Source organism: Methylobacterium sp. Gmos1, from assembly GCF_053764715.1.
In genome coordinates this window covers 310,298-334,612 of sequence record NZ_JBSNCC010000005.1, presented here as the reverse complement: position 1 = coordinate 334,612, position 24,315 = coordinate 310,298, and the positions used below count along the sequence as shown (strand labels likewise).

Annotated in this window: 20 protein-coding genes and 1 tRNA gene; 10 read left to right on the top strand and 11 right to left on the bottom strand. The window is 72.0% G+C overall.

Annotated elements, in window-relative coordinates:
- Positions 1–40 precede the first annotated feature (40 nt).
- Positions 41–117 (top strand) — tRNA-Arg (locus tag ACS5PV_RS13465).
- Positions 118–480: 363 nt separating this feature from the next.
- On the opposite strand, the gene ACS5PV_RS13460 is transcribed toward ACS5PV_RS13465, so the two are convergent.
- From ACS5PV_RS13460 to ACS5PV_RS13440, 5 genes are all read right to left on the bottom strand, one after another.
- Positions 481–1,488, bottom strand: a complete 1,008-nt coding sequence (locus tag ACS5PV_RS13460; RefSeq protein ID WP_455395821.1) for a class I SAM-dependent methyltransferase — start codon at positions 1,486–1,488, stop codon at positions 481–483.
- A gap of 215 nt (positions 1,489–1,703) precedes the next feature.
- Complete coding sequence (locus ACS5PV_RS13455; protein ID WP_455395820.1) at positions 1,704–3,323, bottom strand: hypothetical protein; 1,620 nt, start codon at positions 3,321–3,323, stop codon at positions 1,704–1,706.
- Positions 3,320–5,287, bottom strand: a complete 1,968-nt coding sequence (locus ACS5PV_RS13450) for an NAD-dependent epimerase/dehydratase family protein (RefSeq protein ID WP_455395819.1) — start codon at positions 5,285–5,287, stop codon at positions 3,320–3,322. Before ACS5PV_RS13450 ends, ACS5PV_RS13455 begins: the two co-directional genes overlap by 4 nt.
- Positions 5,284–6,183 (bottom strand): transketolase family protein, encoded by a 900-nt coding sequence (locus tag ACS5PV_RS13445; protein WP_455395818.1) that lies wholly within the window; start codon positions 6,181–6,183, stop codon positions 5,284–5,286. The genes ACS5PV_RS13450 and ACS5PV_RS13445 overlap by 4 nt, the downstream gene beginning before the upstream one ends.
- Positions 6,183–7,040, bottom strand: a complete 858-nt coding sequence (locus ACS5PV_RS13440; RefSeq protein ID WP_455395817.1) for a transketolase — start codon at positions 7,038–7,040, stop codon at positions 6,183–6,185. The genes ACS5PV_RS13445 and ACS5PV_RS13440 overlap by 1 nt, the downstream gene beginning before the upstream one ends.
- A gap of 491 nt (positions 7,041–7,531) precedes the next feature.
- Here ACS5PV_RS13440 and ACS5PV_RS13435 point away from each other — a divergent pair, with 491 nt between their 5' ends.
- The 5 genes from ACS5PV_RS13435 (at position 7,532) to ACS5PV_RS13415 (ending at position 12,654) form a co-directional block, all read left to right on the top strand.
- Positions 7,532–8,662 carry a polysaccharide deacetylase family protein gene (locus tag ACS5PV_RS13435; RefSeq protein WP_455395816.1) on the top strand — a complete coding sequence of 377 codons (1,131 nt, stop codon included), beginning with the start codon at positions 7,532–7,534 and terminating at the stop codon, positions 8,660–8,662.
- 44 nt (positions 8,663–8,706) lie between these two features.
- Positions 8,707–9,822 carry a L,D-transpeptidase family protein gene (locus ACS5PV_RS13430; protein ID WP_455395815.1) on the top strand — a complete coding sequence of 372 codons (1,116 nt, stop codon included), beginning with the start codon at positions 8,707–8,709 and terminating at the stop codon, positions 9,820–9,822.
- Between the two features lie 81 nt (positions 9,823–9,903).
- A complete protein-coding gene (locus ACS5PV_RS13425) occupies positions 9,904–10,074 on the top strand; it encodes a hypothetical protein (protein ID WP_455395814.1) in 171 nt (56 codons plus the stop codon).
- A gap of 890 nt (positions 10,075–10,964) precedes the next feature.
- Positions 10,965–11,723: a bacteriorhodopsin gene (locus tag ACS5PV_RS13420; protein ID WP_455395813.1), complete on the top strand. Its 759-nt coding sequence runs from the start codon at positions 10,965–10,967 to the stop codon at positions 11,721–11,723.
- A 4-nt stretch (positions 11,724–11,727) separates the two neighbouring features.
- Positions 11,728–12,654 (top strand): Brp/Blh family beta-carotene 15,15'-dioxygenase, encoded by a 927-nt coding sequence (locus ACS5PV_RS13415; protein WP_455395812.1) that lies wholly within the window; start codon positions 11,728–11,730, stop codon positions 12,652–12,654.
- 6 nt (positions 12,655–12,660) lie between these two features.
- Here ACS5PV_RS13415 and ACS5PV_RS13410 read toward each other — a convergent pair whose 3' ends face one another.
- Positions 12,661–14,829, bottom strand: coding sequence for a transglycosylase domain-containing protein (locus ACS5PV_RS13410; RefSeq protein WP_455395811.1), 2,169 nt, complete (start codon positions 14,827–14,829; stop codon positions 12,661–12,663).
- Positions 14,830–15,055: 226 nt separating this feature from the next.
- On the opposite strand from ACS5PV_RS13410, the gene ACS5PV_RS13405 reads away from it, so the two are divergent.
- Complete coding sequence (locus tag ACS5PV_RS13405; protein WP_455395810.1) at positions 15,056–15,907, top strand: type 1 glutamine amidotransferase; 852 nt, start codon at positions 15,056–15,058, stop codon at positions 15,905–15,907.
- Between the two features lie 7 nt (positions 15,908–15,914).
- Here ACS5PV_RS13405 and ACS5PV_RS13400 read toward each other — a convergent pair whose 3' ends face one another.
- Positions 15,915–17,054 (bottom strand): acyltransferase family protein, encoded by a 1,140-nt coding sequence (locus ACS5PV_RS13400; RefSeq protein ID WP_455395809.1) that lies wholly within the window; start codon positions 17,052–17,054, stop codon positions 15,915–15,917.
- 375 nt (positions 17,055–17,429) lie between these two features.
- Positions 17,430–17,642 (bottom strand): hypothetical protein, encoded by a 213-nt coding sequence (locus tag ACS5PV_RS13395; RefSeq protein ID WP_455395808.1) that lies wholly within the window; start codon positions 17,640–17,642, stop codon positions 17,430–17,432.
- 332 nt (positions 17,643–17,974) lie between these two features.
- On the opposite strand from ACS5PV_RS13395, the gene ACS5PV_RS13390 reads away from it, so the two are divergent.
- Positions 17,975–18,778, top strand: a complete 804-nt coding sequence (locus ACS5PV_RS13390) for a collagen-like protein (protein ID WP_455395807.1) — start codon at positions 17,975–17,977, stop codon at positions 18,776–18,778.
- A 123-nt stretch (positions 18,779–18,901) separates the two neighbouring features.
- On the opposite strand, the gene ACS5PV_RS13385 is transcribed toward ACS5PV_RS13390, so the two are convergent.
- Entirely contained in the window at positions 18,902–20,131 is a 1,230-nt protein-coding gene (locus ACS5PV_RS13385) for an NAD(P)/FAD-dependent oxidoreductase (protein ID WP_455395806.1), read from the bottom strand.
- A 218-nt stretch (positions 20,132–20,349) separates the two neighbouring features.
- On the opposite strand from ACS5PV_RS13385, the gene ACS5PV_RS13380 reads away from it, so the two are divergent.
- Positions 20,350–21,393, top strand: coding sequence for a TerC family protein (locus ACS5PV_RS13380; protein WP_455395805.1), 1,044 nt, complete (start codon positions 20,350–20,352; stop codon positions 21,391–21,393).
- Positions 21,394–21,553: 160 nt separating this feature from the next.
- Here the strand turns inward: ACS5PV_RS13380 and mgtE are convergent, their stop codons facing one another.
- Positions 21,554–22,921: a magnesium transporter gene (gene mgtE, locus ACS5PV_RS13375; RefSeq protein WP_455395804.1), complete on the bottom strand. Its 1,368-nt coding sequence runs from the start codon at positions 22,919–22,921 to the stop codon at positions 21,554–21,556.
- A 327-nt stretch (positions 22,922–23,248) separates the two neighbouring features.
- On the opposite strand from mgtE, the gene ACS5PV_RS13370 reads away from it, so the two are divergent.
- Positions 23,249–23,695 carry a low affinity iron permease family protein gene (locus ACS5PV_RS13370; protein WP_455395803.1) on the top strand — a complete coding sequence of 149 codons (447 nt, stop codon included), beginning with the start codon at positions 23,249–23,251 and terminating at the stop codon, positions 23,693–23,695.
- 18 nt (positions 23,696–23,713) lie between these two features.
- On the opposite strand, the gene ACS5PV_RS13365 is transcribed toward ACS5PV_RS13370, so the two are convergent.
- On the bottom strand, positions 23,714–24,142 hold the full coding sequence (locus tag ACS5PV_RS13365) for a response regulator (RefSeq protein ID WP_455395802.1): 429 nt from the start codon (positions 24,140–24,142) through the stop codon (positions 23,714–23,716).
- Positions 24,143–24,315 lie beyond the last annotated feature (173 nt).

Below are 24,315 nucleotides of genomic sequence, written 5' to 3'. Positions count from 1 at the left end.
GATCCGCCGCATCATCATCGAAGGTCTACCCTTCGATCGGGCGCCCGTAGCTCAGCTGGATAGAGCACCAGACTACGAATCTGGGGGTCAGAGGTTCGAATCCTTTCGGGCGCGCCACTCTTCTTCTCATCTTGAAATTCGAGAGCCTGGTCGTCTCGACCTGCGGGCTCCTCCCGCGCTCGCGGCCGATCGGCATGGGCGGATGGACGCCATCCGTCCGCGTCGTGACGTTCGTAGGTCTTCAAGGCCCCCCCTCCCGGACGACTTGAGCGCCAGCGGCAGGAGATCCGGGATTCAGCAGGAAAAGTGCCGCGAAGCGGCTCACTCTGCTGCGCCGCCGCGGACATAGAGACGCTTTGCGACGTTTCGTGCTGGGTCCTGGATCGTTTTCGACTTCGGTTCGGTCGTCCGGGAAGGGGTGGCGAGGCAGAACGGGGTCGCTTGCCCGCCCCCACGCGATGTCCCATCCCCTGCCACGCCTCAGAGCGGCTTGCGCGCCACGCTGAGCAGGTTGCCGACATTCAGCCCGACGCTGCGCTGGCCCAGGCCCAGGGCCTCGAGAGCCGCGAGGCCGGCCGGCTTGAGCGGTCCCGGCAGGGGCAGCAGGCGCAGCCAGTAGCGCAGGGGATAGCGGTTGCGGATCGCCCCGATCCCGATCTCCCCGAACCCCGCCTCGCCGAGCAGGCGGCGCAGGCTCGCCGGGCAGAACAGCTGCATGTGCTCGATGTCGATGATCGGCGAGCGGCGGCCGAGGAGCCGGTTGATCGGCGCCCGGTAATCGTGCGTCACGAAGGCGATCAGCCCGCCGGGCTCGAGCAGGTCGTAGGCGGCCTGGGTCAGCCGGCGCGGATCGGTGACGTGCTCCAGGGTCATGAAGCAGCACACCAGCGAGAGGCTGCCGGGCCGGTGCGCGCCGGGCTCGAACACCCCGATTTGCAGGTGCGGACGCAGGGCGGCGGGAGCCGCCGCGACGGCCTCGTGCGAGGGCTCGATCCCGACGACCTCGGAGAAGCCGAGATCCAGCAATTCCTGCAGGAAGACCCCGCTCCCCGCCCCGATCTCGAGGGCGGTGCCGCGGCGGTGCTCGGGGCCGAGCCGGGGGGCGAGGGCCTGCGCGTAGGTGCGCGCCGCGTAGAGCGCTTCCTCGGCGCTGTCGTAGCCCGCATCGCGGTAGGCGCGGGCCAGGGCATCGGCGCCCGGCGCCTCGGCGGCGAAGACCGTCTCGCAGGTCTCGCACCGCACGAGGCGGAACGACATGTATTCGGGGGCCTTTCGCGAGGCGAAGCTGAGGGCGCCGATCCGCGCGGGATCGACCGAGGCCGACAGGAAGGCCTGCGCGCCGCGCTCGGATGCGCCGCAGACCGGGCAGTCGCGGCCCTGGAGCCCGTCGAGGATCGCGACCGGGGCGGAGATGGTTGGGCTGTCGAGGGTCACGTGGGCGTCCTTGACGATCGGGATCGCGGCTTCGGGCGAGGACGCGGCCCGCACCCTTCCCGTGGCTCGCGCCCGCGTGGCGACCGCGATGGAACGGCATTCTTGGTTAGCGGAGGCTTAAAAAGGCCCGGGCCGATCCTCGCCGCGCCCCGGCTCGACCGATGCCCCCAGAGCATTTTTCCGACGAAGTGGATGCCGGTTCGTCGAAGGTATGCGGCACAATCAAAGACCTGGAGAGCTTCGCGATTGCAACGCGATCGTGAGGCGCCCTAGAAAATCTCCCCGGCATGCTCCTGATGCGCCGGGTGGTCCGGCCAGCACATCGCCTGCGGCACGAGCCGCACCAGCGTCGCAGGCCGGGCGAGGACCTGGTCGGCGAGGTGGCCCTGGAGCGTGTCGATCCGGGCGACGTAGTGGAAGAGCGGCCCGTTGTTCGGCGGGGTCCGGGCGGCGGCGAGCATGTTGCAGGCGCTGACCGAGAAGGACGGGAGGACCATGGCGCGGATCACCTCGTAGAGCGGGGTGACCGCGCCGACGGCGAGGATGGCGAGCGCGATCATCGATTGCCGCCCGCGCAGCGTCGGCACGACCGTGCCGACCCGCAGAGCCAGCAGCGCGAGCGCCGGGATCGAGGCGCGCATGACGAAATCAGCCCCCCCGAGCCGGTAGAGCGGCGCGAGCAGCAGCAGGACGAGGACGAGCCCGGTCTCCCGCCGCGTCGCGCGATCCGCCCCGAGGATCGAGCCGGGCCCGAGGCCGAGGACGACCAGGGCCGGGGCGATCTCGACCGTGAGGAGGAGGACGTACCGGCTGAAGAACTCTCCGGTCAGGTCGTGGAGGCCGTGCGGCACGCGGCCGGCATCGGCCCCGAGATAGAGCGCGACCGGCACGAGCCCGAGCCCGGCGAGGCCGACGGTCGCGACGGCGCCGGGCGTGAGCCGGCCCGCCCTCAGATCGCCGAGGAGGGCGACGACCAGGAAGGGCAGGGCGCCGATCATGCTGAGCGGCGACCAGAACACGCAGAGCCCGAACACCACCGCGAGCGAGGAGGCCCGCAGGGACGCCGTGCGCCACAGGCAGTAGGCGCCGACGAAGATCCAGCCCGAGGCGGCGTGGTTCGGCACCCAGAACAGCTGGGTCACGTGGGAGGAGAATTGCAGGTTGCCGAGCCATTGCTCGAGATGGATGCCGGGCGTGAGCCGGCCGCCGAGCTTCCAGGTGCCGACGATGTCCCAGCCGCTGAACGCGACGAAGATCGCCATGAGCGCGAGGCCCCGCCGGTGCGACGGGGCGAGGCGGGCAAAGCCGTAGAACAGGCAGCCGAACAGGAGCGCGTTCTGGATCAGCAGCGCGCCGTGCGCCCCGCCGAGCCCGAGCGCTTTCCCGATCAGCGCCGGCAGCAGGTACATCCCGAGCGGTGCGCGCAGCATCGTCGCGTCGCCGGCATAGGCGTACCCGACCGGCCAGGGCTCGGCGACGAGGTCGCGCAGGACCGCGTCGCGCAGCAGCCAGTCGTCGTTGGCATAGAACAGGTGCCCCTCGCCGCCGAGGAGGCAGAGCCCGATCCCCGCCGCCAGCGCGGCGGTGAGGAGCGGCGCGTCGATCGGCGCGCGGATCCGGCGCAAGTCGCGCAGGACCAGGGCGAGCGCCGCCGACAGGAGGGCGAGGCACGCCGCGGCGAGGATCGCGCTGCGCAGATGGGTGGCGAGGAAGATCAGGTTCGGGGCGGCCGCGAGCACCACCACGACCGTGAAGGGCAGGTGGCCGAGCCGGTCGCCCGCCGCGCGCGCGGCGGAAAGGTGGAAGCCGTCGGCGCCCCGGGGCTCGTCCGGGACGGCGCGGGCGCGGTGGGCGGAGGTGCCTTGCGGCGGCGCGAGCGTGCCGGTCACGGGCGGGTCCTTCCCTCGGGCGGCAGGTCGGTGGCGATGCCGCCGCGGATCAGCGCTGCCCGGATCAGGCGCGGGCGGCCCTTCACCTCCTCCATGATCTTCGCCACGTACTCGCCGATCAGCCCGATCGCGAACAGGTTGAGCGCACCGAAGAACAGGATCGCCAGCTGGGTCGAGACCGCGCCGCGCGGGGCGATGTCCGGCACGAGCAGGCGCAAGGCGATCATCGCGAGCCCGATCAGACCCGAGAGGCCGAGCAGCGCGATGCCGGCGGCAGTGAGCATCTTCAGCGGCGTGTTGCTGAACGAGAAGATGCCGCGCTTGGCCCATTCGAGGTTGGACAGGAGGTTGTTCGTGCTCGTGCCGAACATCCGCTTCGGGCGCACGTAGTCGACGCCGGTCTGGCGGAAGCCCACATAGGCCCGAAGCCCCCGCATGAACAGGTCGCGCTCCGGGCAGTTCAGGAGCCAGCCGACGACACGCCGGTCCATCAGCGAGAAGTCGCCGGCATCGTGCGGGATGCGCACGTAGCTGAAGGCGGCAAAGACCCGGTAGAACGCCTTGTAGAGCAGGCCCCAGACGAACGGCATCTCGCGCTCCACGCGCCGGCCGTAGACCACGTCGTTTCCGGCGACCCACTGCGCGTAGAACGGCTCGATCAGCTCGGGCGGGTCCTGGAGGTCGCCGTCGAGGAGCACGACGGCCTGGGCGGTCGCCAGCTCCATGCCGCTGCGAAAGGCCATCTGCGAGCCGAAGTTGCGCGAATGCGTGATGCCGAGCACGTGGGGATCGGAGGCCGACAGCTCGCGGATCCGCTCGCCGCAGCCGTCCGGGCTCGCGTCGTTGACGAAGATGATCTCGTAGTCGACGTCGATCTTGCGGAACACCGCGGTGAGGCGGGCGTGCATGATCGGCACCGCCTCCTCATCCTTGTAGCAGGCGATGATCGCCGCGATGCTCCGGCGCCGGCTCGCGCCGGCCTTGGTGAGGCCGGACAATGCGGTGCCGGCCTCGCGCATCCAGGCGGCGGTGCGGAAGAGCCCGTCGCGCAAGGGGGTGGCCGCACGCCAGCCGAGCAGGTGCGCGGCCTTGTCGGGATTGGCCTGCCAGCGCGCGAGGTCCCAGGCGCGGGGCGCCATCGCGCCGAAGCGCGGCGCCTCGGCAAGGCCGAACACGTCCTTGGCCGTCAGCGCCAGGTCGCCGATGGTGGTCTGCGTGCCCGTGCCGATGTTGAGCGATTCGCCGTAGAGATCGAGGGACATCTTGGCGGCGGCGCGCACGAAGGCCTCGCAGACATCCTCGACGTAGACGAAGTCGCGCGCGATCGTCGGATCGACGAGGTCGGGATAGCCCCCGGCGAGGCCGCGCGACACCACGGCCGGGATCAGGCGGTTCGCGTCCTCGAACGGACCGTAGACCGAGTAGAGCCGCAGGTTCACCACCGGCCAGCGCCGGGTCTTGCCCGCATAGGCGAGGAACTGCGCGGCCGCCGCCTTCGAGACCGCGTAGGCGCTGTTGGGGACGAGGGCCGCGTCCTCGGCGGGCGCTGCCGAGTTCAGGCCGTACTCGGAGGAGGAGCCGGCATGGACGTAGGCCGCGAGCACCCCGCTCGCCGCCAGCCGCTCGACCCGCGACACCAGCGCGGTGAAGTTGGTGGCGTAGATCAGGTCGGCGTCGGTCTCGAATGAGTAGGCGCCGTAGGCGATGCAGTCGAACACCGTCGCCGGGCGGACCGCCTCGACGAAGCTCGCGGTCGCCGCCTTGTCGGTGAAGTCGACCGCGACGAGGTGCTGGGGATCGACGTCGCGCAGGCGCGGCGCGGGCAGGGTCCGGGCGACGGCGACGACGTCGCGGCGGCGCGCCAGGATGTGGCGAAACAGGTTGCACCCGACGAAGCCGCCCGCGCCGAGCACGGCGATGGGGCCCTTGAGGGTATCGATCCAGTCGGCGGGCGAGCCGTTCATGCGGAAAGCCTCGCGCGGAGCGAATCCGGGTCGAGGCCGCTCTCGCGCCGGTGGAACCCTTGCGAGCCGTAGGTGCCCGACGGGTAGCCGGCGGCCGCGACCGGCCGGAAGCCCGCGACCGTGATGCCGTGCTCCAGGCACCAGGCGGCGAGGGTCTGGCCGAGCCCGCCTTGCGGGACGTGCTCCTCGACGACGCAGAGCATGCGGCCGGGCAGGGCCGCGACGAAATCCGGCGGCGGCGGGCTCATCCCGAAGGGCAGCTCGCTCACCGCCCACACCTCCGGCCCGTCCGCGCCGTCTTCCGCGAAGGCCGACCAGGCGAGGCCGGCCATCGGCCCGACGGCGACCACCACCGCCCCGCTCCCCGTGCGCAGGCGGCGCCAGGGCGCGTAAGGTGGCGCGGTGCGGCCCGCCGGCACCTCGCCGCGCCCGAGCCGGACGTAGACCGGGCCCGGATCGCGGCCGGCCGCCTCGACCACGGCGGCGACGTCGCCGTCGAAGGCGGGCACGAAGATGCGCAAGGACGGCAGGGTCGAGAGCACCCCGTAATCTTCGAGCGCGTGATGCGTCGGGCCCATCACCCCGTAGGCGTAGCCGCCGCCATTGGCGAGCATCCGCACCGGCAGGCGGTGGAAGCAGACGTCGTTGCGGATCTGCTCGAAGGCGCGGGCGTAGCAGAACGGCGCGATGGTGTAGGTCCAGGGCTCCAGCCCCTCGCTCGCGAGCGCGGCGGCCACCCCGATCATGTTCTGCTCGGCGATGCCGGCGTTGAGGAAGCGCTCGCCCAGCGCGTCGCGCAGGGGCTCGAGGGCGCCGAAGCCGAGGTCGCCGGTGAGGAAGACGAGGTCGGGGCGCGCCGCCCGGGCGACGAGCGCCTCGCACAATTCGCGCCGCATCAGGCCGTCTCCCCGATGCCGAGCATCGCGTCCTGGACCTGGGACTCGGTGAGCGGCAGGTAGTGGCTGTCGAGGCGCCCGGCGATGGCCGGGACGCCGTGCCCCTTCACGGTGTGCAGGACGACGACCACCGGCCGGTCGGTGCCGGGCGCGAGCGCGCGGCGCATGTCCGCGAGGTCGTGCCCGTCGGCCTCGCGGATCTCGACGTGAAACCCGCCGAGCGCCCGCCCGATCGGATCGAGGGAGGCGACCTCGGCCGTCGTGCCGAAGCCCTGGAGGCGGTTGTGGTCGATCAGGATCGTCAGGTTCGACAGCCGCCGGTGGGCGCAGAAGATCAGCGCTTCGAGGGTCGAACCCTCCTGCCACTCGCCGTCCGAGGTCAGGCAGAACACCCGGCCGGCCCGGCCCTGCAGCCGGGCCGCGAGGGCGAGCCCGCCGGCGAGCGAGAGGCCGTGCCCGAGGCTGCCGGTGCCGAAGCGAATGCCCGGCAGGCCGCGTCCGGGCGGATGCCCGGCAGGCGGGTGTCCGGGAAGCCGCGTGCCCTCGGCGTGGAACGTGTCGAGTTCGGCCTCGGTGACGAGGCCGCGGCTCCACAGGGTGACGTAGAGCGCGCCGGCCGCGTGGCCCTTCGAGAGCACGAAACGGTCGGCCCCGGTCAGCATCTCGTGATGCAGCAGCATCATCGCGTCGAGGGCCGAGAGGTTGCCGCCGACATGGCCGACGCCGGCCTTCCGGTGCATGGCGAGCAGCCGCCAGCGCGCCAGCGTCAGCAGGCCGGGCGCGAGCGGCGCGCAAGCCGCCGGAACGGCGCCGTGCGGCGGGGTCTCCGCCCGAAGGGTGTGTCCGCGCCGTGCCATCCGCCCGAGATTCCGCTGCCCTCCGGCAACGGAACGACGACCGTGGTTAGCGCCGGGTTAAGGGCGGACCGCCGTGACCGCCCCCGGCCGGCCCGCGTCCTGCGGATCGGATGGTTGCGGGGAGGAATGCGAGGCCGTCGGCGCCCGCCGTCGATCACGATCGGGCCTGGTGGACCGACCTCGACGCCACGTCTCACCCTCCGCGTCCGTCCGGGCTCCGCTGCCCAGCACAGGCGCGAATCTGGGAGCGTTAACCCTATTTTACAAAACAAACTGGACTTGCGATCATGTTTTTTCGCTCTGCGCCGGCGCGACGACCGGGGCATGAATCGCATTTAACCACGCCGATCGCTCAACCGTCGACGATCCTGTGAGAGGTAAACCCTGCGTCCGACCCGCGGCGACTGCGGCGAGGCGGCGATACGTTTACCCGCGACTCAGGTTTGCGTGTGAAATTAGACGAACGGTCGATGGCGTGGCGGAGTTTGTTCGTGCGTTGCCTCAAGCTCCTGCTGCTGTCCGCATTCCTGTGCCTGCCGTCGGCCCTCGCGGCGGCCAAGGCCTGCGGACCGGAGGCGCTCGGCACCTCGCGCACCCTCGAGGTGCCGTTCACGCAAGGCCCGGTCGGCAAGGTGAGCTACGGCCGCACCCTGCCGCTCGAGCGCGGCGAGGTGGTGCTGACCTTCGACGACGGCCCGCTGCCCCGGCGCACGCAGGCCGTGCTCGCGGCGTTGAAGGCGGAATGCGTGAAGGCGACGTTCTTCGTCATCGGCAGCATGGTGGCGCAGTTTCCCGACACCCTGCGCCGGACCGCCGCCGAGGGCCACACCATCGCGAGCCACACCTGGTCGCACCGCTACCTCGACCGGGTCCGCAGCCCGGAGGTGCGGCGCGACCAGATCAACGGCGGCCTGGAGGCCGTCCGCACCGTCCTGACCGACGACGCGCCGGCCCTGTCTCCGTTCTTCCGCTTCCCCGGCCTCGGGCACAGCCCCACCCTCGACCGCTACGCCGCGGGCCAGAAGCTGGTGCCGTTCAGCATCGACATCGACGGCGACGACTGGAAGAAGATCTCGCCGCAGGCGGTGATGGACCGGGTGCTCCGGCGCCTCGACGCGGCGGGGCGGGGAATCATCCTCCTCCACGACATCCAGCCGCGGACCGTCGCGATCCTGCCGGCGCTCCTGCGCCAGCTGAAGGCGCGCCACTACCGCGTCGTCCACGTCGTGCCGGCGCGCGACGACACCCGGGCCGCCCTGGCGGCGCTCGACGCGCCGCAGGGGCGGCCGATCCGCCTCGCCCTCGACCGGCTCGGCGCCCGCATGGCCTCCGCGCGCCTGGCCGCCCTCCCGGCCGGCGGCAGGCCGAGCCCCGTCGCCGAGGAGGCGCCGCTGCTGCTGCGGGCGGGCCTGTTCGAGGAGGCGGAGGCGCCGCCGGCGCCGCCGTCCCGCGACCAGAGCCGGTCCGGCGAGGAGGTCCGCGTCGCCCTCGTCGCCGATGCCGGCCCGGCCGGCGCGCCCGTGCTCCGGGACGGCTGGAGCGGGTTCGTGGTGCTCGGCACCGCCCCCCGGGCCGCGGGCTTCCGCGCCCTGGCCGAGGCCGGGCACCCGCCCGCGCGCTGAAAGTCCTTCACGCCCGTCGAGTCCCTCTTCCGAAAGCCACCACGATGCGACGTCCCGGCCGGCTCCTGCCCGTCCTCCTCCTGTGCAGCGCCGGCGCCGCCCATGCGATGAGCGCCGACGAGTCGCCGGCGGGCTGGTGGGCGCCGACCCTGCGCGACTGCGCCGACCCGGCGAGCCCGCGGGTGTTCGAGATCCGGCTCAAGCCCGCCGCCGAGGCGCGGCTCGACGCGCACGACCTGCGTTGCCGGATCGACAAGGTCTCCGACACCGCGATCGGCTACCGCCTGCACATGCGCTGCTTCCGCTCGGCCGAGGACCTGCGGGCGGGCGCCAACGCCGAGCCCCGGCAGATCGTCGTCGACGCGATCGGGCCGATCACGATGAAGGCGGACGGGCGGCGGGTCTATCGCTGCCGCTCCCGCCCGGCCGCCGCCACGGACGCGCCGCGCAGCCCGCTCGCCGACGGGGCGCCGGCCACCGTCCCGGCGCTTCCCCTGCCGGACGCCCCGATGCGCCTGTCCGCCCTCGCCCCCGAGCCGGCGCCGTCCATACCGCTGCCTGCCGCACCATCCTCCGCCGCGCCGCCCCTCGCGCCGGCGCCCATCGCCACGCCCGGGCCGGCGCCGGACGCACCCGCGCGCCTGGCCGCCTTGCCCACCGAGCCGCTGCCCGCGCCCCCGGCGCCCCGCCTCTCGCCGGCACCGCCCGTCGCCCTGCCGGCCCTGCGGCGCGGCAAGCTCGTCGGCTATTTGGGGTCGCAGGGCGCCGGCTCCATCGTGGTCGATACGAGGGCGCGCCTGCTCTACCTCGTGCGCGGCGACGGCACGGCGGTGCGCTACCGGGTGGCGGTCGGGCGCCCGGGCACGACCTGGAAGGGCGTCCAGACGGTCACCGCCAAGCAGGAATGGCCGCAATGGACGCCGACGCCGGAGATGCGACGCAGCCGGCCCGGCCTGCCGCGCACCGTCGCCGGCGGCCCGCGCAACCCGCTCGGGGCCCGGGCGCTCTATCTCGGCTCGACCCTCTACCGCATCCACGGCACCACCGATCCGCGCTCGATCGGCCGCGCCGCCTCGGCCGGCTGCTTCCGGATGCTGAACGAGGACGTGATCGAGCTCTACCGCTTCGTGCCGGTCGGCACGAGGGTCGAGGTGATCTGATCCCGGAACGATGGACCGCCCGCCCGATTGCCTCCTGTGACGGCATAGGCGCCGACAGGCGCGCATCGCGAGGAGGCATCGATGGCCCAGGACGACGACCGGCCGGCGAAGATCTCGAACGGCCCGAACGCCCGCCCGAAGGACGAGACGATCGCCCAGACCGGCCCGGGCTTGCCCGACGACAGCAGCCCCCCGGTCTCGGTCGACGAGAAGGAGGCCAAGCGCATCGAGGAGAAGATCCGGTCGCTCTGAGGACGGCGAGGGGGGAGAGCGTCGGCGGACCCGGCATCCAGGCCGACATCCCTCCGGGTCGTCCCGGCATCTCGCCTGCGAGGCCGGGACGACTCGGAGGTCTTCGCATTCGTCTGCCGATGCGAGACAGACTTCCGGGATGAGATTGCTGGAAGGCGCCGGGCACGCGACGAAGCGACGTCGCACGGGCCACGGCGCGAACGGGCGACCCGAGAGATATCGTTCGGTTCGCGCCGAGACGTCCCGCCGACGGGGCAATTCATACGATCTCCGCTTGACCGGTTCGGAGACGATGGAGCGCGTATCCCCTCTCCAGGCGATGCCGGGCAACGGTCACGTCGCAAGCCCGGCATCGCCTGGAGAGGGGAGCCCGCGCCATATTGTTTTTGCAGCAGATCGACAGGAGATCGTATCGCCCTTGCGGTGCATGAGCTCACATCGTCGGTCTCGCTGAACTCCCCAGGGGTAAACGTGCAGTCGTTGCTGGGCCCGTGCGGCCGAGATTGACTGGGCGCGGCAGGCCATCCCTTCCCCGTGAACTTGCCGTACCGGATCGGCGCCGGCCGGTTCAGGCGCAGCGTCCCGTTCGGCCGTGATGTCCATCGCTCGTCGACACCCGAAGTATTGGTCGAAAATTTTTTTGCGGACGTGCCGACCACGCTCGTCGCTGCGGCAGTGACCCAACCTCGCGGACACCGCGCACGAACACCGACGAGATCCCGTCGCGATCATGGCGACGACCCGCCGGGCGACGACCGCCCCACCCTGCGGCAACCGCGCGGCCCTGACCTTGAGGAACCGAGCCCGCCGGGCCCGGTTGTCCGGCGCCTCGCGGCTGCACGTTCGAGCCGTCGCGATAATCCCGCCTTCGAGACGAAACGGACTCCTCGATGACCCCTCAGTTCTGGCTCTGGCTGGGCTTCGCCGGCATGAGCGTCGGCGCCGCCCTCATCCTGTTCATCGGCAAGAGCCGCACCAGGGCCGAGGAGACCGACACGATCATCCACGGCCTGGTGCCGATCATCGCCGCCTGCTCCTACCTCGCCATGGCGTCGGGGCAGGGCAGCGTGATGCTGCCGGCGGGGCCGGACGCCGGCACGGCGACCCGGGCGTTCTACTTCGCCCGCTACATCGACTGGTCGTTCACGACGCCGCTGCTGCTGCTCGGCCTCGCCAACACGGCGATGCATAGCGGGATGCGCCGGCCGGCGATCGTGTGGGGGATGATCGGCTCCGACCTCATCATGATCGTCACCGCCTTCGTGTTCGGCCTGACTCAGGTCGCCTGGCTGAAATGGACCTGGTTCGCGATCTCCTGCGGCGCCTTCCTGGCGGTGTATTACGGGATCTTCGTCCAGCTGCGCCAGGAGAACGCCCGCGAGCGCGACGACGTCCGCGCCGCCTTCCTGCGCAACGCCGTCTTCCTGTCGGTGGTCTGGCTCGCCTATCCGGTGGTGCTGCTGTTCGGTGACGACGGCCTCGGCCTCCTCGGCCCGGCGCTCGGCCTCGGCATCATCGCGGTGCTCGATCTCGTGGCGAAGGTCGTCTACGGCCTGATGGCGACGATGCAGACCGCGCGCCGCGTCGAGCGCGACCTCGCCGAGGGCAAGGGGACGCCGGCCCGGCCTCACCTCGCCGCGGCGGAGTAGGGCGGTGGCGCGCCGGCCCGCCCCGATCCCGGCGCCGGCCGGCGCGCGGCTGCCCCATGGCACGATCGTCCCGTTGGGTGCGACCGCATCCAGCGGCCTCATCCCCGCCGCAGCGATCCTCCTCGCGGCGACGGCCCTCCTGCCGCGCGAGACCGGATGGGCCACGGTGCTCGCCCTCGTGATCGTCTTAGGCGTCCCGCACGGCGCCCTCGACGGCGAGGTGGCCCGGCCCTTCCTCGAGCCCCGCTTCGGCCAGGCCTGGTTCGGGGTCTTCGCCACCCCCTATCTCGCGCTCACCGCCGCGGTACTGCTCGCCTGGCGGCTCGCGCCGGAGGCGACGCTCGCCGGCTTCCTCGGCCTGTCGGTCCTGCATTTCGGCCACGAGGATGCCGGGCCCGGCCGGCCGGTCGAGGCCCTGGTGCGCGGCGCCCTGCCGATCGCCCTGCCGGCCCTGGTGCGGCCGGACGAGACCGCCCGGATCTTCGCGGTGGTGACCGACACGGCGATGCCGGTATTGCCGGGCTGGTGGACGGTGCTGGCCTGGGCCTGGCTCGCCCTCGCGCTCGCCTGGCTCGTCCTGCGGCGGCCCGCACCGGGACTGCTCGCCGAGTTCGCCGCCCTGGGTCTCGCCTTCGCGGTCCTGCCGCCGCTCAGCGCCTTCGGCCTCTACTTCGTCTGCCTGCACGCGCCGCGCCACATGCGGGCGCTCGCCGCCGATCCGGTGCGGGCGCCGGCGGTCGACGGGATGGGGCGGGCGGTCCTGCTCTCGCTGCCGGTCTTCGGCCTCACGCTGCTAATCGGCCTCCTGCTCTGGCCGACCTATCCGCAGGCGGACGCGGCCGAGCGCCTGCTCGCGCTGACGCTCCAGCTTCTCGCGGCCCTGACCCTGCCGCACCTCCTGCTCGACCGCTGGGTGGAAGGCAGGGCCTGAGCAAGTTCAGTCGATCCCGAACATCCGCTCCAGGAAGTTCTTGTCCTCCCGGGGCGGCCCGCCGCGCGGCGGCGCCGGCTGGCGCGCCGGGGGCTGCCCGCCGCCGACCAGGGTGTCGATCAGGCCACCGAGCGTCTGCGGCTCGGCCGGGGCCGCCGCCGCGACGGCGGTGCCGCTGCTGCGACGCCAGCGGGCCGCGCCGGGGAGCGGCACCGGCTTGTCGCCGCGCAGCGCCGCCGTCATGACGCGGTTCCAGATCTCGACCGGCAGGTTGCCGCCCGAGACCTTCTTCGTCGGCTCGCCGTCGTCGTTGCCGAGCCAGACGCCGGTGACGAGCGTGCCGGAGAATCCGACCACCCAGGCATCGCGAAAATCCTGGCTGGTGCCGGTCTTGCCGGCGAGATCCCAGCCCGGGATGTCGCCCTTCTTCGCCGTGCCGCTGACGAAGACCTCGTGCAGCATCGCGTTCATCATGCCGACCGCGTCGGGGGCGATCACCCGGCCAAGCCCGCTGGGCCCGCGCTTGTAGATGATGCGGTTGTCGACGGTCTTCACGCTGGCGATCACGTAGGGGATGACCCCCATGCCGCCATTGGCGAAGGCCGCGTAGGCGCCCACCAGCTCGAGCGGCGTGACCTCGGAGGTGCCGAGCGCGATCGAGGCGTTGGCCTGGAGCGGCGAGGTGATGCCGAGGCGCTGGGCCGTCTGCACCACCGCCTTCGGGCCGACCTCCTGGCCGAGGCGCACCGCCACGGTGTTGAGCGAGTGGGCGAGGGCGTCGCGCAAGGTCACCGGCCCGCTGTAGTTGCGCGAGTAGTTCTCCGGGTTCCAGCCCTTGATGGTGATCGGCGCGTCCTCCCGCACCGTGTCGGGGGTCAGGCCGCGCTCGACCGCCGCGAGGTAGACGAACGGCTTGAAGGACGAGCCGGGCTGGCGCTTGGCGGTGGTGGCGCGGTTGAACTGGCTCTGGGCGTAGTCGCGCCCGCCGATCAGCGCCCGGATCGCCCCGTCCGGCCGCATCGACACCACTGCACCCTGGCCGACGTTGTAGCGCCCGCCCTTCTGGTTCAGCTCGTCGACCAGCGCCCGCTCGGCCACCGCCTGGATCGCCGGATCGACGGTGGTCTGGACCGAGACGTCGGTCTCGATCTTGCCGACGTAGTCGTCGAGCACGTCCATCACGAGGTCGGCGACGTAGTTGGCCGAGCCGCCGCCCTTCGCCCGTGCGGGCTTCGCCGGCTGGGCGAGCGCCACCTGCACGTCGGCGGGCTTGGCGAAGCCCAGTTCCTGCATCGCCGCCAGCACCTGGGCGGCCCGGGCTTGAGCGGCGGGCAGGTTGCGGTTGGGCGCCAGCCGCGACGGCGCCTGGACGAGGCCGCCGAGCATCGCGGCTTCCGCCAGCGTCACGTCCTTGGCGGGCTTGGCGAAGTAGCGCTGGGCGGCGGCCTCGACGCCGTAGGCGCCGGCGCCGAAGTAGACCCGGTTGAGGTAGAGTTCGAGGATCTCGTCCTTGGTGTATTTGTGCTCCAGCCACAAAGCCAGGATCGCCTCCTGGATCTTGCGCGAGGCGGTGCGCTCCTGGGTGAGGAAGAGGTTCTTGGCGAGCTGCTGGGTCAGGGTCGAGCCGCCCTGCGCCACGCCGCGCCGGGTCAGGTTCTGGCCGATGGCGCGGGCGATGCCGACCGGATCGATGCCGAGATGGGAGTAGAAGCGCCGGTCCTCGATCGCCACGAAGGCGCGCGGCAGGTAGGGCGGCAGCTCGCGGATGCTCACCGTGCGCCCGCCGGTCTCGCCGCGATTGGCGAGCAGCGAGCCGTCGGCGGCCAGGATCGCGATGTTGGGCGGGCGCTTCGGGACGGCGAGCTGGTCGATCGGCGGCAGCTGCGAGGCGTGGTAGGCGACGATGCCGGCGACCGCGACGAGCCCCCACAGGCCGAGAATCATCGTGCCGTAGACGAGGCTACCGAGGAGCGAGCGCCGGCGCCGCCGCGGTGCGGCCGCGCGGCTCGCCCGCTTCGGAGCGGCCTTGGCCGCCGCCCTGGAAGTTCCTTTCGCCACGCCGCCCCCCGCCCGGTCGCCGCGCGAGAGGCGCAGGTCGAGGGAGGCCGGGTCGGCGGGACCATCCGCCTCGAACCGCGGCTCGACCCGACCCTTGCGCTCGCGTCCCTTCGCCATCCCGCCGCGTTCCCCTGAAGACCCGGACACCTCGGCCCGCGCGGGGCGCCGCCCGGCCCACGCGGGGTACTCAAGAGACGTTAAATGAGGCGGGTTTAAGGGCCGTTAACCGAAACTTTGTCGAACGATCCCCGTGGCTTAGCCCCGCGGCCGGCGGGCTGCGGCAAGCCGCGCCGGGAACGGCGCATCCCCGCGGGCGTTGCGGTCGCTCTAACAAGGAGCCGACATGCTGCACCTTCTGGTGGCCGACGGGAACGACCGGGCCGGCCGCGAGACGCACCTCTCGGTCTGCGACAAGACCTCGGCCGAGACCTATGCGGGCATCCTGCGCGCGCTCGCGCCCGACGCCCGCTGCCATCTCGTCGCCCCCGCCGATGCCGACGCGGTGCTGCCCCGGGCCCTGTCCGAATGTGACGCCCTGGTGCTCACCGGCTCGACCCTGCACGTCGAGGAGGGCGGTCCCGCGGTGACGCGGCAATGCGACCTGGTGCGGGCGGCGCTCGAGGCCGGGCTCCCGGTCTTCGGCTCGTGCTGGGGCGTGCAGGTGGCGGCGACGATCGCCGGGGGCCGGGCCGCCCGCAATCCCCGCGGTCCGGAATACGGGCTTGCCCGCGGCGTCAGTCGGACCGGGGCCGGAGCGGATCACCCGCTGCTCGCCGGCCGGCCGGCGACCTGGGACGCGCCGGCGATCCACGACGACGCCGTCATCGACCCGCCGCCGGGCAGCACCGTGCTCGCCGGCAACGACCGGCTCGACGTCCAGGCGATCGAGATCCGCCTCGGGGAGGGGGTGTTCTGGGGCACGCAGTACCATCCCGAGCTCGACCTCGACGAGGTCGCGGCGATGCTGCGGTTCTCCGCGAAGGGCGTGGTGGAGGCGGGCCTGTGCCGGGACGAGACGGCGCTCCACGCCTACGCGGATGCCCTGCGCGACCTGAGCCACGATCCGGACGGGCGCCCCGACCTCGCCTGGCGCCTCGGCGTCACGCCCGAGGTGCTGGTGCCGGAGCGGCGCCGGCGCGAGATCGGGAATTTCCTCGATCGCCTGGTGCGGCCGGTGGCGGAGGGACGGCGCTGACGCCGCCTCAATTCGTGCGGGCGGCGGCGAGGTGCGGCACCGGAGCCGGCCGCTCCTCGCCGACGAGGTGGAAGGCGGCCGGGCGGCGGAACAGGAACCGGGCCGGGGTGTGGCGCACCAGCCGCTCGATCCCGAGGGGCACGGCCACCGCGGTCGCGGTGACGAGGAGCGAGACGAGGCCGATATCCGTGATGACCCCGCTCTTCACCAGCGCCGTGCGAAGCGCCGCCATCGGCAGGAAGAAGGCGAGGTAGATCACGATCGAGCGCTCGCCGCAGGCCCGCAGCATCGCCGTGACGGGACCGCCGGCGCGGGTCAGCAGGGCGGCACCGGCCACGATGGCGAGCGCGCCCGCGGCGCCGAGCAGCAGGCTCACGACCGGCAGGCTCGCCAGGTTCGGATGTGCCTCCCAGACCGTCGGCGTGAAGACCAGGGCGCCCTCGACCATTGCCCAGGCGGCGAGGCCGGCGAGCGCGAGGCCGGCCCGCGCCCGCACCCAGTCGGCCAGGGCGAAGATGCGGGCGGCGAACAGGGTGCCGGCGACGAAGTAGACGAAGCGGGCGCAGAACTCGTCGATCAGGGTCGAGCCGGTGTGGATCCCGGCGAGCTGGAGCAGGGCCGCGCCGAGGAGCAGCACCGGGCCGGGCACCCGGCGCAGCAGCTTCACGACGACCGAGAACACCGCCAGCAGGTAGATGAACCACAGGGTCGAGTACGGCTCGACCAGGCCGTGGGCGAGATGCGCCAGGAAGGCGCCCGGGCCCGCCCCCTCGGTGATCTGGCCGTACTTCACCGCCGACTGGAGCACCATCCACAGCAGGTAGAAATACGCGAAGTGGACGACGCGCCGGTCGGCGAACAGGCGCCAGTCGCGGTCGACCACGCGGCCGACGAACAGGCCGGACAGGAGGAAGAAGTCGGGGATCCGGAACGGCTTGGCGAACTCCACGACGTGGTGCATGAAGCCCTCGCCCCCCATCGCCTCGCCGGTGCCGAGGGTGGAATGCATCATCACCACCAGGATGATGCAGATGCCCTTGGCGACGTCGACCCAGGCGAGGCGTCCGGCCTCCGGCGCGGCCCGCGGGCGCACCGGATCGTCCGGCCTGACCGAGAGGGCGGGTTCGGTGGTGGGGCGGGCGGACATCGGCGTCTCCACGGGGATGGCCCGAGGATCGCAGCGAGACGTAAAGATCGGCCCATGGCCGGTCGGTCGAATTGCGCCGGGACTCGCAACGATGAATTCACACGATGTCCGGGCGATCGCCATGCGGTCGCCTCCGCGACGCGGAGATCGGCGTCGCGTGACGCCTGCGGCGTCACCGCGCGGGCTTGTGATGCGACTCCCCGAAAGAGTCCCAGGAGTTGCACCGCTCCGCCTCGCGGGCCGGCGTCATCATACCAACAGCCCAGGATGCTGACGCATCGGGCCGTTGACCCATCTCAAATTTTCGACACCAAACCGAAGGTTTGGCGAAAATTCGAGAGCGGAACCAAAGGTCGTTTTCAACGACCGTCGGTATCACTCGTCGTGAAGGGCCGGCGGGTGCGGGAAGGTGCGCTCGGCGGCGTCGCCGGCCGCGGCCAGCATCGCCCGGGCGAAGCGGCGCGCCTCGGCCCGGTCGAGGGCGATCGCCGCCGTCACCGGCGCGCCGTCGAGGTCGGCGAGGTCGAGTTCGAGCCGCACGCCCGCCTCGGTCGGCGTCACCCGCAGGGTCCAGTCGCGATCGCTCATCCGTCCGCTTCAGCTGTTCGAGGGCGCGAAGGCCTGATCATCGGCCCTATAGAGCAATTTCCGGACAGGTCGATGGGTTCGCCGGGAGGCGACGGGACCTGCGGGTCGCGCGTGATCGTCATGATCCGGCCCCGCTCCACGCTGCCCCGATGGCCCGAACCTCGGCCGCCGCGACCTCTTCGTGCACCGGGGACGAGGCCTAACAGGCCGGTTTCGGAGGGCCTCTTCGGCCGCCATCTACGCAGTTGACCGCAGCTTGGCGGCGCCGCAAGGTGCGCCGCCCGCCACCTCAGACCCCGCGCGGGCCGTCCATCATGCCTCGAGGCTGAACGATGCGTCCATTCCGCGCCGCGCTGATCCTGTCCGCCTGCGCCGTCCTGTCCGGCCCGGGTCTCGCGCAGCCGCAGACGCCGGCGGGCGGGCGCACCGCCCCGGCGCAGCAGGCCATCACGGTCTGGGACGCCCGGATCGAGGCCGGCGACCTCACCGTCTCCGGCAGCGTCGGCAAGGCGGGGGTGGTTGTCACCCTCGACGACGACATCCCGGTCACCTCGGACAAGCGCGGGCGCTTCACCCTGAAGGTGCCCTACGTGCCGCAGAACTGCGTCGCGACGCTCAAGGCCGGCGAGGCCTCGCGCGAGATCGCGGTGGCGAATTGCGGCGCCACCGGCGCCCCGGGCCCGAAGGGTGAGCCGGGCCCGACCGGGCCGCAGGGCATGGCCGGCCTTCCCGGGCCGCCCGGCCCGAAGGGCGACGCCGGCCCGAAGGGCGATGCGGGGCCCAAGGGAGAAGCAGGTCCCAAGGGTGAGGCGGGCCCGAAGGGCGAGCCCGGTGCGCCAGGCCCCCGCGGCGAGGCCGGGGCGAGGGGCGAGCCGGGCCCCGCCGGGCCGCAGGGGCCGGCCGGATCGGCGGGCGCGGCCGCGACGGCCACCGCGGCGCTGTCGTTCCGGATGCTGCGCACCGACGGCTGCGCCAAGCCGCATTGCGAGCTCGTCTGCGACGAGGGCGAGACCTTCGTGTCGGCCTACTGCCTGCGCGGCGGCAACCCGAACTTCACCCGCCGGGACAGCGGCGAGGCCGTGGCGATGTGCCCGTCGGACAGCTCGGGCATGGTCGGGTTCTGCGCGAAGCTGTGAGTCTCCGTCGATTCCATCGACGGTTTCCCCATCCTCCCCGTCATCCAGGGTTCCGCCGCGCGGCCCCGGGATGACCTCGAAGATGTCAGATCGTTCGGGTGCTGATGACCGAGTGCCGCCCCGTCAGCGCTCCTCCAGCCACGCGATCACACCCTTCGCCGCCGCCCGGCCGCTGGCGAAGCTCGCCTGGAGCAGGTAGCCGCCGGTCGGCGCCTCCCAGTCCAGCATCTCGCCGGCGAGGAACGTACCGGGCCGATCCCGCAGCATGAAGCGCGCGTCGAGATCCGCGAAGGCGACGCCGCCGGCGCTGGAGATCGCCCGCTCGATCGGCCGCAGGCCGGTGAGCCGCAGCGGCACGGCCTTGATGAGGGCGGCGAGCGCATCCGCCTCCGTCGGCAGGTCGCGACCCGCCTCGCGCAGCAGGCCGGCGGCCGGCGGGCTCAGGGACGCGGCCTTGCGCAGGATCGTGGCGCGGGATTCCTTCGGCCGCGCCCCGGAGATCCGGCGGGCGAGGGTGGCCTCGTCGAGGTCGGGCCGCAGGTCGAGGGCGACCACCGCCTCGCCCCTGGCCTCGATCGCCTCGCGGATCGGCCGCGACAGGGCGTAGATTGCGCCGCCCTCGATCCCGTCGCGGGTGATCACCGCCTCGCCCCGCACCTGGTCGGCGCCGAGACGCAAGGCGATGCGCTTGAGCGGCGCGCCGGCGAAGCGCTCGGCGAAGACCGGCGACCACGCGGCGGTGAAGCCGGCATTGGCCGGGCGCAGCGGGCGCACCGACACCCCCTCGGCCGCCAGCACCGGCACCCAGGCGCCGTCGGAGCCGAGGCGCGGCCAGCTCGCGCCGCCGAGCGCCAGCACCACCGCATCCACCGTCAGGCGCTCCGGGCCGTGCTCGCCCGCGAGCATCAGCGCGCCGTCGCCGTCCCAGCCGGTCCAGCGGGTGCGGGTGCGCAAGGTGACGCCGAGGCGATCGAGCCGGGAGAGCCAGGCGCGCAGCAGCGGCGAGGCCTTGAAGGCCTGCGGAAACACCCGGCCGCTCGATCCGACGAAGGTCGGCTGGCCGAGAGCCTCGCACCAGTCGCGCAGGGCCTGCGGCGGGAACTCGCGGATCGCTGCGTCAAGGCGTCGCTCCGGCGGGGCGTAGCGGGCGACGAAGCGTTCCAGCGGCTCGCTGTGGGTGAGGTTGAGGCCGCCGCGCCCGGCGATCAGCAGCTTGCGGGCCGGGGACGGCATCCGCTCGAGCACGGTGACCCGCAGGCCCGCCTCGGCCAGGATCTCGGCGGCAAAGAGCCCCGCGGGCCCGGCCCCGATCACCGCGACGGTCGCGATACCCTGCACGCTCGGCTTCGTCATGCGCGCCCCAAGGCCGCGACGGCAGGCCCCCTGTCAACCTGCCGCCGAGGCAGGAGGGAAAAATAAGAGCGTGGCTGTTCGCCGCCGCCGCCCTTGAACCGCCGCCATCCGGGACATAACTCCCGCCCATCGGCTGCGGGCCCCTCTGGCGAGCTGCGCTTCTCGCGCTCGTGATGTCGGAGCCGATGCTTTCCTCCTCGAAGCATCACGGTCCCGCGATGGTCGATTTTCTGTACATGACGTGGCTCGGCAAGCCGGTCTGGATGTGGCTGGGCTTCCACGCCGTCATCTTCATCCTGCTCGCCCTCGATCTCGGTCTCCTGCATCGCGACAAGAGTCGCGAGATCGGCGTGAAGGAGAGCCTGCTCCTCACCGCCTTCTACCTCACCCTGGGCCTCCTCTTCGGCGGCTGGGTCTGGTGGTACATCGGCCCGCAGGCGGGCCAGGAATACCTCGCCGGCCTCGTGGTCGAGAAGTCGCTGTCGATGGACAACGTCTTCGTGATCGCGGTGATCTTCGGCTACCTCGGCATTCCCCGCAACGCGCAGCACCGGGTTCTGCTGTGGGGCATCCTGGCGGCGATCCTGCTGCGTGGCCTGATGATCGGGCTCGGCGCCGCCCTCGTCCACCAGGCCGAGTGGGTGCTGACGATCTTCGCCGCCTTCCTGATCTACGCCGGCATCAAGATGCTGGTCTCGGGCGACGAGGAGGAGGGCGAGAACAAGTCCGCCGACCGCTTCACGGGCTTCATGCGCAAGCACATGCGGGTGACGGACGAGCTCGACGGCCAGAACTTCACCACCCGCCGGCCCGATCCGAAGACCGGCAAGCCGGTGCTGTGGCTCACCCCGCTCGCCCTCGCCCTGGTGCTGGTGAACGGCGCCGACGTGATCTTCGCGGTCGACAGCGTCCCGGCGATCTTCGCCATCACCACCGACACCTACGTGGTCTACACTTCGAACATCTTCGCGATCCTCGGACTTCGCGCGCTCTACTTCGCGCTCGCGGCGATGGTCGATCGCTTCGCCTACCTGAAGACGGCGCTCGCCGCGATCCTGATCTTCATCGGCCTGAAGATCGTGGTGGCCGACACGTTCGGACTGATCGAGATCCAGCCCTGGGTCGCCCTGGTGGTCACCGTGGTCCTGCTCGCCGGCGGCATCGTCTACAGCCTCTGGCGCACCCGCGGCGCGGCGGAGGCCCCGGCCGCCGTCCCGCCGGCGGACGTGCCGCACGAGCGACTGGGCAGCAGTCACGGGTAGAAGGACAGGGGGCGCCGCGGCGCCCCCTTTTTTGGCCCTGGCGGGGAGCCGGGGCTCGGCATTTCGTACGAGGCCCTTGAAGCCGAGCAGTCTTTTCTCGGCTGGGTTGGACGTGGGGGAGAGGCCGGACCGGAGGGGCGAGCACGCCTCGAACCGTCCGCTACAGCAGCGTCCCCTTCAGGATCACCAGCGCCACCGTGAAGTAGATCACCAGCCCCGACACATCGACGAGCGTCGCGACGAACGGGGCCGAGGCGGTGGCGGGGTCGAAGCCGACGCGCTGGAGGATGAAGGGCAGCATCGAGCCGGTGAGCGAGCCGAACAGCACGATGCCGACGAGCGCCGTGCCGACGGTGGCGGCGACCAGGAACCAGTGCTCGCCGTAATCGTAGAAGCCGAGCTTCTGCCAGATCACGATCCGCACCACGCCGATCGTGCCGAGGATAGCCCCCAGCGTCAGGCCGGCGGGGATCTCGCGCAGCGCCACCCGCCACCAGTCGCGCAAGCGGACCTGGTGGAGCGCCAGCGCCCGGATCAGCAGCGAGGTCGCCTGCGAGCCCGAGTTACCGCCCGAGCTCATGATGAGCGGGATGAACAGGGTGAGCACCAGGGCCTTCTCGAGCTCGCCCTCGAACCCCTGCATCGCGCTCGCGGTCAGCATCTCGGACAGGAACAGCACGCAGAGCCAGCCCGCCCGCTTGCGGATCATGGTGAGGAAGCTGATCGACATGTAGGGCTCGTCGAGCGCCTCCATGCCGCCGAAGCGCTGCACGTCCTCGGTCTGCTTCTGGATCATCGCGTCGATCACGTCGTCGACGGTGACGATGCCCACGACGTGGTTCGACGCATCGACCACCGGGACGGCGAGCAGGTCGTATTTCGAGATCAGGCGCGCCGCCTCGTCGCGGCTGGCATCGGCCGAGACCACCACCGGGCGGCGGTTCGGCGCCACCGACAGGATGTTGTCCTCCGGGTGGCCGGTGATGAGGCGGCGCAGCGGCACCGCCTTGGCCAGCGCCCCCGTGCGCGGATCGAGCACGAAGATCGAGTAGACGGTCTCGCGGGTGCGCTCGACCTTGCGGATGTAGTCGAGGGTGAGCCCGACGGTCCAGGTTGTCGGCACGGCGACGAACTCGGTCGTCATGATCGAGCCGACGCTCTCCTCCGGATAGGCGATCAGCTTGTCGACCGCGCCGCGGGTCTCGGCGTCGAGGCGCGCGCGCAGGTCCGAGCGGCCCGGCTCCTCGACCTCCCGGATCACGTCGGTGACCCGGTCGGCCGACATGCCCGACAGGAACGAGGCGACGCGGTCGCGCGGCAGCATCTCGATGATGTCGGGGGCGCAATTCAGCTCGGGCTGGTCCAGCACCTCGACGGCGCGCTCGTGCGGCAGGCTGAGCAGGATGGCGGCCGCGACCTCCGGCGCCTCCCGGTTCAGGGCCTCGACGATGTCGGGGGCGCTCTCCTCGGCGAGGCGCGCGGCGAGGGCGGCGGGCTCGACGGGGGCGTCGATCACGGTGTCGGTCATGGCTCACCTTCGGGGCGCTGGCGTCGGCCGGCCGTCCCCGGCCGGTCGCGGTGAGCCGCCTCGTAGGCGAGCGCGCGGGACCTCAGGCCGGAGACGGCAAGGGCGGTCGACTGTGACTGTCGCTCGGCATGGGGTTGAGGTTGTCCGGGGATGCCGCCGCGCGAAGGCGCGCCGCGAGCCGCCCGTCACTGCGCCGCGCCGCGCTTTGCGTCAAGAGGGGAACCGCGGGCGCCGGATCGGGATTCGTACCCGGGCACTTGAACCGCCCGGAGCTGCCTGGAAACGTTGGGAAATCTTCCAGGAGCCCGGGCCGCCACGGGGATCACGATGGTCACGACGCGCGTGCGCACCTTCTCGGATTTCGCCGCCGCGGTCGCCCGGGCGGCGGGCCGTCCCGGCACCTTCGCGGCGAGCCTGGTCCTGATCGTGGTCTGGGCGCTCACCGGGCCGCTGTTCCACTACTCGGACACCTGGCAGCTGATCATCAACACCGGCACGACGATCGTGACGTTCCTGATGGTGTTCCTGATCCAGAACACCCAGAACCGCGACGGCGCGGCGATCCAGGCCAAGCTCGACGAGCTGATCCGGGCGAGCGCGGCCCAGAACGCCTATATCGGCATCGAGCACCTGACCGAGGAAGAGCTCGATGGCCTGCGCGCCCGCTGCGAGGCACGGGCGAAGGATTTCCACCTCAGCGAGGCGGCCGACGCCGCCGAGGAGACCGCCAACGCCAAGGCCGCGGCGGCGGCACGGGCCGCGACGGGGGCGTGAGCGCGAGCGTGAGCGGGGTCACGCGCAGAGCTGGCGCGATGCGTCGATCTCGGTGGCCATCATCCGGGCGAGGCGCAGGATGTCGGCGATCACGAAGGGCTTCGTGACGAAGATGCTGCCCGAGACCGCCGGGTGGTTCAGGTTGGCGGTGGTCGAGGAGTAGATCACCGGCCGGTGCGGCTGGATCTGCCGGTAGGCCTCTGCCACGCCCCAGCCGTCGACGAGGCCCGGGAGACGGATGTCGGTGAGGAGCCAGTCGATCCGCGGGCCGTGCTGGCGCAGCAGGGTTAGCGCCGCCTCGCCGCTCGAGGCGGTCAGCGTCGCGACGCCGTGCTGCTCGCACAGGGTCACCAGCAGTTCGAGCAGCATGTAGCTGTCCTCGACGATCAGGACGCAGGGTTTGGGCGCCGGCTGAGAGGTCCGGGACGGGGGCAGGGTCTCGAGCATCGTCGAAGGGAATCTCGATCGTCGGTCGCGGCGACGGTCGGCGCTCTTGGTTAACGAAGCGTCAATGATCGCGACGTTGCAAAAATACCACGTTGCTCAGGGCATGCGCCGCGACCGGGTCCCGCGCCGCAGCGTAGCCGTATTCTTCGGCTGTCTGGCTTGCGGGCGGCGAG